The 10,568-nt window shown below is 37.0% G+C and carries 9 protein-coding genes and 1 pseudogene; all 10 read left to right on the top strand.

What is annotated here, in order from left to right:
• Positions 1-406 (top strand): annotated as a pseudogene (locus BUE08_RS05350) (ABC transporter permease subunit); the annotation flags it as partial.
• A 242-nt stretch (positions 407-648) separates the two neighbouring features.
• Complete coding sequence (gene guaA, locus BUE08_RS05345; RefSeq protein WP_059032520.1) at positions 649-2,184, top strand: glutamine-hydrolyzing GMP synthase; 1,536 nt, start codon at positions 649-651, stop codon at positions 2,182-2,184.
• A 239-nt stretch (positions 2,185-2,423) separates the two neighbouring features.
• Positions 2,424-3,014, top strand: a complete 591-nt coding sequence (locus BUE08_RS05340) for a hypothetical protein (RefSeq protein WP_286680527.1) — start codon at positions 2,424-2,426, stop codon at positions 3,012-3,014.
• A gap of 41 nt (positions 3,015-3,055) precedes the next feature.
• Positions 3,056-3,292, top strand: a complete 237-nt coding sequence (locus tag BUE08_RS05335) for a hypothetical protein (protein WP_059032501.1) — start codon at positions 3,056-3,058, stop codon at positions 3,290-3,292.
• 233 nt (positions 3,293-3,525) lie between these two features.
• Positions 3,526-4,623 (top strand): fructose-1,6-bisphosphate aldolase/phosphatase, encoded by a 1,098-nt coding sequence (fbp, locus tag BUE08_RS05330; protein WP_059032500.1) that lies wholly within the window; start codon positions 3,526-3,528, stop codon positions 4,621-4,623.
• A 140-nt stretch (positions 4,624-4,763) separates the two neighbouring features.
• Positions 4,764-5,513 carry an arginase family protein gene (locus BUE08_RS05325; protein WP_059032868.1) on the top strand — a complete coding sequence of 250 codons (750 nt, stop codon included), beginning with the start codon at positions 4,764-4,766 and terminating at the stop codon, positions 5,511-5,513.
• 166 nt (positions 5,514-5,679) lie between these two features.
• A complete protein-coding gene (locus tag BUE08_RS05320; RefSeq protein ID WP_059032499.1) occupies positions 5,680-7,269 on the top strand; it encodes a HEAT repeat domain-containing protein in 1,590 nt (529 codons plus the stop codon).
• A 30-nt stretch (positions 7,270-7,299) separates the two neighbouring features.
• Positions 7,300-8,496 (top strand): methionine adenosyltransferase, encoded by a 1,197-nt coding sequence (metK, locus tag BUE08_RS05315; protein WP_059032498.1) that lies wholly within the window; start codon positions 7,300-7,302, stop codon positions 8,494-8,496.
• Positions 8,497-8,644: 148 nt separating this feature from the next.
• Positions 8,645-9,796, top strand: a complete 1,152-nt coding sequence (locus BUE08_RS05310) for a sensor histidine kinase (RefSeq protein ID WP_286680526.1) — start codon at positions 8,645-8,647, stop codon at positions 9,794-9,796.
• Between the two features lie 20 nt (positions 9,797-9,816).
• Positions 9,817-10,464 (top strand): response regulator, encoded by a 648-nt coding sequence (locus BUE08_RS05305; RefSeq protein WP_059032867.1) that lies wholly within the window; start codon positions 9,817-9,819, stop codon positions 10,462-10,464.
• The last annotated feature ends 104 nt before the right edge of the window (positions 10,465-10,568 follow it).

Here is a 10,568-nt window from a genome sequence, read left to right as displayed (position 1 = left end):
GGCGATGTGGGGATATCGCATAGCTGTAATTGACGAGTTTTTAAATATTTTTGGGTCATATACTATGCCGGGGATATTAAGCAACATTAAAGAGGTGCCTATTGTATTTCATATTATTTCAGCAATAATAATGCTTGTTGCAGCAAAACTATTGTTTGACCGCAATAAATTGGAGAGAAGCGGCGAAACTCTAGAATTTGAGACAATAGAAACATTTTTCAAGTTTGGGGTGGCAGTGTGCACCTCCATGCTCGTTGGAGTAATAGTTACCGGATGTGCAGGAAGTTTTATATATTTCACAAATAATGTTCCCAGGATATTTACAATAATTGGCTATATCATAGGAATTTTTTTAGGATGGTTTGTAGCAAGTTACAGCATAAAAACAAACCGAGCGAAGGTATAAGAATAACGTGGCAAGATACTTACGACACTTGTTGTATTTAGAGACAAAAACAATCCGTCATCCAAGATAAGGCAAATCAGAAGTTTAAAATCTATGATATAATGGCAAAAGAATTACATATAAATATATAAGTAAAATAGAAATAAAAAAATATATGTTAGAGCCAAAATTTCATGGAAAAATATAAGATTTTGTGGGATAATTGTTGAGTGAAAAAGGTAAAATCTTTTGGAGGGGATAGCATGGAACGTGCAAGGGAAACAGTTATAATCCTTGATTTTGGTGGTAAATATGCCCAGATGGTGGCACGGCGAGTAAGAGAAGCTCAGGTTTATTGTGAATTACTACCATATTCAACTTCGCTGGAAAAAATATTAGAAAAGCAGCCCAAAGCAATTATTTTAGCCGGGGGGCCGATGAGCGTCTATAGTGAGAATGCACCTTTTTGCGATGAAAATATCTTTAGAAGCGATATCCCGGTCTTGGCTATAGGCTACGGAATGCAGCTAATGCTAAAGACCTTTGGTGCAAAAATCGAAGCATCTGGCAGCTGGGAAAGTGGTGTATCAGAACTTATTATAGACATGCCAAAGGGTTTATTTCAAGGCATCGATGGGAAGATAACAGTTGTAATGGACAGTGGCGATTTACCCAGTTCACTTCCCGAAGAATTCGAAGTGCTTGCACATACTAAGAAAACTCAGTTTGCAGCAATTGGAAACGGGAAAAACCTTTACGGCATTCAATTTCACCCTGAAGAAAGTTTGACTCAATGTGGACGTGAAATTTTAAATAACTTCTTATTTGGGATTGCAAAATGCAGTGGAACATGGTCTACCAAGGCTTTTATTGAAGAACAAGTAAATCTTATAAAAGAGAAGGTAGGAGATAAAAAAGCAATTTGCGCTCTTAGCGGCGGCATTGATTCATCAGTATCGGCAGTTTTAGTTCATAAAGCAATAGGTGACAATTTGACGTGCATTTTTGTAGATCACGGCCTTATGCGCAAAAACGAGCCGGAGCAAGTTATAAAGACATTCAGGGATAAGTTTCATATGAATCTTATAGCAATTAACGCATCTAAGCGCTTTCTTGATAAGCTTAAAGGTGTTACAGATCCCGAAATGAAACGAAAAATAGTTGGAGAAGAATTTATCAGGGTGTTTGAAGAAGAAGCATCGAAACTCGGAAAAATTGACTTTTTAGTTCAAGGAACAATATATCCTGACATAATTGAAAGCGTAAACCCAATAGCAGGAGCAGTTAAAAGCCATCACAATGTTGGCGGACTTCCAGAAAATGTAAACTTTGAATTAATAGAACCTCTAAAAGAACTTTTTAAAGATGAAGTACGAAAAATAGGGCTTGAATTGGGAATTCCCGAAGAGATAGTATATCGCCATCCATTCCCCGGGCCGGGGCTCGGAGTAAGAGTGTTGGGAGAAGTAACCGAAGAAAAACTCAATATAGTAAGAGAAGCCGATTTTATTGTAACTGATGAAATAAAAAAAGCGGGACTTTATAGAGAACTGTGGCAGGCCTTTGCAATCCTCCCGAACATTCAAAGCGTAGGTGTAACTGCAGACAAACGCACATATAAACATACTATTGCCGTAAGAGCAATAATAAGCGAAGATGCAATGACTGCCGAATGGGCAAAACTTCCCCATGATTTACTTGACAGAATTTCAAAAAGAATCACAAGTGAAGTAGAGGATGCAAACCGCGTAGTTTATGACATAACATCAAAGCCTCCGGCAACTATCGAGTGGGAATAATAATGAAAACCCTACAAGCCTTTATTCTGATAGGTTTGTAGGGTTTTAAATTACTTGCCATACTAAAAATTAAAAATGTAATATTTTTTGGGTCACAAAGCTGCGTATAAGCGGTTTTTAGATTTTTTGCAGGAAAAATTCATATTGACGCAGAAAAAAGACCTCACTATCCTTGCATGATGTTTAATAGAAAATTATAGAAATTCATGCTATAATGGTCATAGACAGGAGGAAGGGTGATGGATATGGCAGAAAAAGAAATCGGTGCTAATGGCACAGGGAATGATGAACAGCGGCCAAACGAAACTCATGAACCGAAGATTTATGAATCCGGCTATTTTTATCTGTCACAGCAAATAAACGATTTAAGAGACCGCATGGATGCAAAATTTGACAGAGTGGATGCAAAGTTTGAAGCAGTTCATAAAGAAATAAAAGATTTATCTGATAAAACCGATGCAAGGTTTGATAAAGTAGATGCAAAATTTGAGTCTATGAAAAAGGAAATGGATGCAAGGTTTGATAAAGTAGACGAAAAATTTGAGTCTATGAAAAAGGAAACCGATTTAAGATTTAACAAAGTAGAAGAAAGGTTCGACAAAGTAGAAGAAAGGTTCGACAAAGTAGAAGAAAGGTTTAATAAAGTAGACTCAAAGTTTGAGAAAGTAGAAGAAAGGTTCGACAAAGTAGATGCAAAGTTTAACAAAGTAGAAGAAAGGTTCGACAGGATAGAGGATAAATTTGACGCTTTAAATAAATGGGCTGTTGGTTCTGTGATAGCTGTATTAATCGGAACGATTAGTGTTATTATAACTTTATTGCTAAAATAACCTCTAAGGCAGGGTATACTACTTCAAAAGAAGGAATAGCTATGGAAGAAATAGTAAAAATCGCAACATTAGAGAACGAAATCGAAGCAAAGCTTTTAGATATAGTGTTGGTTGAGCGTAACATACCGCACTTTATCGGAACGTATCATGATGCCGCATATGACGGAATTTTTCAGCCGCAAAAGGGCTGGGGCTTTGTTGAAACTCCGGCATCTTATAAAAGCCAGGTACTGGAAATTCTATCTGATATAAGAAAAGGCGATGGCATCGAAAAATAAAAAAGCAAATTAAATATATAGCAAATACTATGCAGTATGTGCGCCTAAACTATTTTTGTAAGAGTTTGCACACATACTGCATATTCTTTACTTATAATTATCTAATTATTAAATATATTAAAACTTTAATTTTATGAAGGAATATTAAATAGTATAGCGAATATATATTAAGTATAACACATTTAGCTATTTTATATTAAATAGAATAGCATATTATATTCAGGAGGTATCACATGATAAACTCTAAAATAACTCTTTCAGTAATTAAAGCCGATGTAGGCGGTTTTGTTGGGCATGGTAGCGTACATCCGAAAATGTTGGAAAAAGCGGAGGAAATGTTAAAAGAGAAAGGAAAAGATTTGTTAGTAGATTGTTTTGTTACAAATGTCGGTGATGATATAAATCTTATAATGACACACAAAGAGGGCATAAACTCTGAAAAAATTCACACATTGGCTTGGGATACTTTTCTCAGCTGTACTGAAGTAGCAAAAAGCCTAAAAATGTATGGAGCAGGACAAGATCTCTTATCAGATGCATTTTCTGGTAATATGAAAGGCATGGGACCGGGAATTGCTGAGATGGAATTTGAGGAACGGCCAAGTGAGCCAATAGTGATTTTTATGGCGGATAAGACTGAACCGGGAGCTTGGAATCTGCCGCTTTATAAGATATTTGCTGACCCATTTAATACCATTGGGCTTGTGATAGATCCAAAAATGCATTCAGGCTTCCGATTTGAAGTTTTCGACCTTATAAAAGACAAAAAAGTAACTTTTGCCTGTCCTGAAGAGCTTTATGATTTACTGATTTTCTTGGGCGCATCTAATAGATATGTCGTAAAAAGCATTTATACCAAGGAAGGCGAGATAGCGGCCGTGTCTTCAACGCAAAAAATGAATCAAATGGCCGGCCGCTATGTAGGTAAAGACGATCCTGTGCTCATAGTTCGGTGTCAAAGCGGTTTGCCAGCTGTTGGAGAAGTCCTGGAACCTTTTGCAAATCCCCACTTGGTAGCAGGTTGGATGCGTGGTTCGCACTATGGGCCGCTTATGCCGGTATCACAAAAACAGGCGCTTCCTACCCGATTCGATGGTCCGCCTAGAGTAATTGCAATGGGCTTTCAGCTAGCCAACGGAAAACTCCATGGTCCACAAGACTTATTCGCAGACGTAGCCTTTGATATGGCTAGACAAAAGGCTCTCAAAGTTGCCGATTACATAAGACAGATGGGTCCATTTGAACCTCATAGATTGCCCCTTGACGAAATGGAATATACTACATTACCTGGTGTGATGGAAAAACTTAAAGGCAGATTTGAACAATGCTAAATTTTCATGAAAGCGCGGCTAACTAACGCCGTGCTTTTTATTTTTTATGCACTGAATACTTATTTATTTTGTTTTATGATAATATTAAGTATAAAGATTTATAATCTAAAAAGTATATGAAAAGTTGTGATCCTGTGAGAATGCCTATTAATATAATAAAGGTGGACAATAGTTTAGACTTTCAGGAAAAACTATTAAAAAAAGCTGATAATATTGTGGACTTAACAGGCTTTGATAAACTAAGATTTTGTAGCCAAAAAAGCAGACTTTTGGAAATTTCCAACCATTTAAAGAAACTGCCTAGAGGAATAAGCTTTTTAGGTTCAAGTGATTTTCACCATCTTTCCTTCTCGTTAATAAGCAATCTGCCTGAAAAAATTTCTCTGATTTTAATTGACCATCATTCTGATATGTACGAAACTTTTCCTCATCTGATAAGTTGTGGATCATGGCTTGCAGAGCTTATAAAAGAGGGCAAAATAGAAAAATGCATAATAGTCGGAGTAGATGCCGGAGATTTTGCAATAGAAAAATATAGTCTCAAAGAGAGCAATCTGCTCTTTATTACAGAAAATGAGCCAGAAAAACTCTTGATATCTAAAATTGCATCTCAATTATCAAGGATTGAAACCCCTGTTTATATAAGCATAGATAAAGATGTGCTCCGCCCGCAAGATGCCGCAACTGGTTGGGATCAAGGCACCATGAGCATAGCAGGGCTTAAACGCCTGATTTGTACTATAAAAAATAACACTTATGTTTTTGCAGTAGATATTTGCGGAGAATGGATGCTACCAGGAGATAAAATATTGCTTACAAATGAAGATATATGGCGAAATCGTCTTAACGAGGCCGCAAATCTAGAAATATTAAGGGCGTTGACAAGCTAATTTTACAAAAGGTGTGGATAAATTCCGTAAAGTGATTTATAATGCTATATACAACCTTTGCAATATCTTGGCCCTACTTGACGAAGTTGTTATCCGTTGCTAAAACCGTCTTATTATATTATAATGTATAAGATGAATTTCTTAAGATGTAAGGAAGGAGCAGGCAATGCAAAAGAAAACAAATAAACAGGCCTTTGTCAAAGTCGATTACCGACTTTTGTATAAAAAACGTATACTAGACTATTTAAAATCACTAAAGGACAAGGATCTTACGCTTTGGGAAATGGATGAAGCAATGGGAAAACTTTTCAACTTAGGAGACGAAACAGTAATACCTATTTGCCTTGCCAAGCTTAGAGAAAATGATGAAGAAATGGCCCCGATAGTTTGTTATGCTTTAGAATACGCCAACAATATAAGCGTGCTGGAGCCTTTACTTGAAATATTAATCATGACAGATGTTTCTGATCGCATAAAAGCAAGAATAATTGCTGTACTAGGACGTTATGGCGTAGATGCGGCAGATCTTCCTCTGGAATTTATTCTGAAAGATTTTGATAAAGTAGCCTCTGACTCTATGCTGGAAATGTTTGAAGACGTTCAGAAAGATCCGTTTTTGATTCCACATATATTAGATGATTTAAATGAATTCTCTCCCGAGATGCGAGCAGCATATATCAGAGATATGGGTGACTTAAGAGACGAAAGGTCTATATACTTACTTGAAATTATAGCATTTGCCGACGATTATCTTTTAGCACAGGAAGCCGTAAAAGCGCTTGGGAAAATTAAATCCGGAAAAGCGCTTTACGTGCTCTTTAAACTGGCTAACAAATCCAAGGATGATAAAATACGAAAATTAGCTTTTCGCGAAGCCCAGAGGCTCAGACTAAGCGGGGTAATTATGAGTTACTTTGAGCCATGGCAAAATCTAAAAAGACCTATAAAAGCATTTGTTTCTGCTATAGATGGTACAGGCAACAGGTCGATTTGGATGGTGTGGCAAGATCCGTTTAAATACAAAAAGCTAAGTTTTGTAAATTTGCTTGTTAATACCGAATTAGGCGTTGTTGATTGTTGGGGAGTATCAGATTTAACTGCCCGCGAATTTAACTCTTCTATAAATGATTTTTCAAAAACAACTTTTATTGAAAAGTGCGATTTCGATTATGTTGTGGCACTTTTAGGAGATGCCCTTTTAGTAAATCAAACAAAAGGCAGCCGAATTCCTTATCAGTTTTATTTTTGGAAATATCTTGTCGAGCTAAATGATATCATAAAATATGAAAGGTATCGCCCTAAATTTGAAACCTATGATTTAGAGGCTATTAAAAATGATGATGCTTGTTTGAAAAAAACTTTTGGTTTAATAGATTATGGCTACTTCGACGATTGGTTTGTAAGAGATCCTAGAGTCTGTGCTTATGCCAAAGAAAGCAAAGCAAAGCACATACGCCAGATGAGGAAACTGAGTTATCAAAAATCAGAAAATCTCTTTAGAAATTTTACCGAAGAGCTTATAGAACCAAACATAAATATAATAAAGCGGATGTTGGAGCTTTCTGCTGATTTCCTAGAAAGGTCAAACTGTCGAGACATTGCGAAATTGACCTTATGTGCATTTTTAAATATGGATATGAAGCCGCTCTGCTGCCATCCGTTTATTCAAGGTCTGATAATTGAGAGCTTAGTAATGGCCTTAAGCAATGTAAGGAGCGAGAGCAAAATTCGGTCTAATTTAAATAGGTTAAAATAAAAGAGAAGATAAACAACGAGGAGGTATAAAATGGGGAAAAATTTCTTATTTACTTCAGAATCAGTAACAGAGGGACACCCGGATAAAGTTTGTGATCAGATAGCTGATGCTATCCTTGATTCCATTATTGCAAATGATCCGCAGGCAAGAGTTGCTTGCGAAGTTGCTGCAACTACAGGTTTAGCGCTGGTTATTGGCGAAATTACTACGGATTGTTACGTTGATATTCCCAGTATTACTCGCGAAACTATAAGAGAAATAGGATATACGAGAGCAAAATTCGGTTTTGATTGCGATACCTGTGCGGTTATTACAAGCATAAAAGAGCAGTCCCCTGACATTGCCATGGGCGTTAACTGTGCTTATGAGGCGCGTGAAAAAGAAGGTGCTGCAGACGAACTTGAAAAAATCGGTGCCGGAGATCAGGGAATGATGTTTGGCTTTGCCGTAGATGAAACGCCGGAACTTATGCCGATGCCTATTTCTCTTGCACATAAACTAGCTCGCAAGTTAGCTGAAGTCAGGAAAAATGATGTGCTTCCTTTTCTAAGGCCCGACGGAAAGACTCAGGTAACGGTTCAATACGAAAATTCAAAACCTGTAAGGGTGGACAAAATAGTGGTCTCGGCGCAGCACAGTTCTTCGGTTAAGCTTTTAACCCTTCAAGAGGGAATTATAGAAGAAGTTATAAAAAAGATTATTCCAGCCCATCTTATGGACAATAAAACACAAATTTTTATTAATCCTACCGGCAGGTTTGTAGTCGGCGGGCCTCATGGAGATTCAGGCCTTACAGGCCGTAAAATCATAGTTGATACATATGGCGGCTACTCACGGCATGGCGGCGGTTCTTTTTCAGGAAAGGATCCGACTAAGGTAGACCGTTCTGCATCTTACGCTGCCCGTTACGTAGCTAAAAATATTGTAGGAGCAGGCCTTGCTTCTAAATGCGAGATTCAGCTGGCCTATGCAATAGGTGTTGCAAAACCGGTTTCTGTGATGATTGATACCTTTGGCACAGGCATTTTGCCGGATGAAGAGATAGAAAAGCTGGTTGTACAAAATTTTGATCTTCGCCCCGGAGCCATCATAAGAGACCTAGATTTGAGAAAACCAATCTATAAACAAGTTGCGGCATATGGACACTTTGGAAGAGAAGAATTAGATTTATCTTGGGAAAAATTAGATAAAGTTGACATATTAAAAGCACAAGCAAGCAGCCTTTAAAAAGGCTGCTTTTTACTCGATATATTTTAATCTACTTAGATTGGGGCCAAAATTAAACGTTAAATTATTATTGAAGCAGGGATATTCGTATATTTTAGCGAATATATACAGCAGACATAAACTATTTTATAAATTTTTGGAGTTTGCCATGAATAAATCAAAATTAAATGCAGAATATCTAAATAAAATACTAAATAACACCATTGAAACAATCGAGAAAAGTCAAAAAGAAATTTTTAGCATATTTGAGCATGCAAAGCAAGAATGCGAACGCTTGAAAAACGAACTTGCAGAGCTAAAGATTCAAGTAAAGGAAGTTATTGAAAGAGTAGACAATCTAGTAAAACTTGAGCGAGCTGCTAAATTTAAATTAATGACGGTAAGCCGAGATTTCGAAAAGTATTCGGAAGAAGACATTAAAGCTGCCTATGAAGAAGCGAAAAATATTCAAATACAACTTTCTATAGAGCGCCAAAAAGAGATACAGCTTAGAGAAAAGCGAAATGATCTTGAACGCAATTTAAGAAGTATGCTCAATATTTTGAATCAATCTGAGCATTTAGTAATGCAGCTAGGAGTAGCTTTAGGATTCTTAAAGGGCGATTTAAAGGAAATGTCGAGCCAACTGGCAGATATTAATGAGCGGCGAAGTCTGGCGGCTCAAATAATAAAGGCACAGGAAGAAGAGCGGCAGCGGGTAGCTCGAGATATCCACGATGGCCCGGCTCAAACGCTTGCAAATGTAGTTATACAGGCAGAAATTTGCGAAAGAGTTATGGAGAAAGACCTGAATGAAGCTAAAAAGGAACTTGAAAAACTCAAGGAGGTTGTAAGAGCATCTTTGCAGGAGCTTAGAAAAATTATTTTCAATTTAAGGCCGTCTTCTTTAGATGATTTAGGCTTAAGAGCCGCAATAAGCAGGTACTGCGAAGAATTTCAAGAGGAAACCGGGATAAGAACAGAGTTTCGGTTTTTTGGGGATAGAATGAGACTCAATCCCGATGTTGAAATTACTATTTTTAGGGTTTTGCAAGAAATACTTACAAATGTAAAGAAGCATTCTTGCGCAAAAAATTGTTATGTAAAGCTGGAGTTTAGCGATGGAAGAGTAAATCTTGCAGTAACAGACGACGGAATTGGCTTTGAGATAAATCAGGAAAATTCAAATAAGGAGTCACGGCAACATTTTGGCATTATGACAATAAAAGAACGAATTGCCCTGGTAGATGGTTCTTTCAATATTGAGTCTAAACCTGGTCAGGGGACAAAAGTATTTGTAAGTATTCCATTTGGCAACTAATTATGGAGGAGTGTTTGTTTTTGGAAAAAATTACTGTTATATTAGCTGACGACCATGTTTTGATGAGAAAAGGCCTAAAAAAAATTTTGGAGATGGAAGATGATATCGAGGTAATAGATGAAGCTTCTGACGGCCTTGAAGCTGTTGAAAAAGTTATTACTAGAAAGCCACAAGTGCTTCTTTTGGATATAAATATGCCTAAGCTAAACGGGATAGAAGTGACAAAATCATTAAAGGAAAAAAACTCGACTTCCCAAATAGTTATTTTGACAATATATGATGACAAGGAGTATCTTCTTGAATTGCTAAAGTTAGGGATATCAGGATACGTCCTTAAAGACATAGAGCCTCAAGGCCTCATTTCAGCCGTGCGAAGCGCCAGCCGAGGTGAAACTTACATACAGCCAAACTTGACAAGGGCGCTAGTGGCAGAATACAATCGTTTAACACAGCCATTATCAAATCATGATCTTAAAAGAAATCTTACAGCAAGAGAAAGAGAAGTTTTAATACATATATCCAAAGGAATGAGCAATAGAGAAATATCTGCCGCTCTTGGTATAAGCGAGAAAACAGTAAAAAACCACGTAAGTAGCATTTTGCACAAATTGGATCTTATGGACAGAACCCAAGCAGCTGTCTTTGCTATAAAAAACGGTCTTGTTTAGGCTACTGTATATACAGAGATATAGGCCTAAAAGCCTAATAAAATAGGGCAACAGAGATATACCAATTTTTGCTAATTAAGCTTATAATAAAAACATGAAAGCCC

Origin of the sequence: Tepidanaerobacter sp. EBM-49, from assembly GCF_001896645.1 — a bacterium.
In the GTDB taxonomy this organism is placed as follows: domain Bacteria; phylum Bacillota; class Thermosediminibacteria; order Thermosediminibacterales; family Tepidanaerobacteraceae; genus Tepidanaerobacter; species Tepidanaerobacter syntrophicus.
This window is presented reverse-complemented; position numbering and strand designations above follow the sequence as displayed.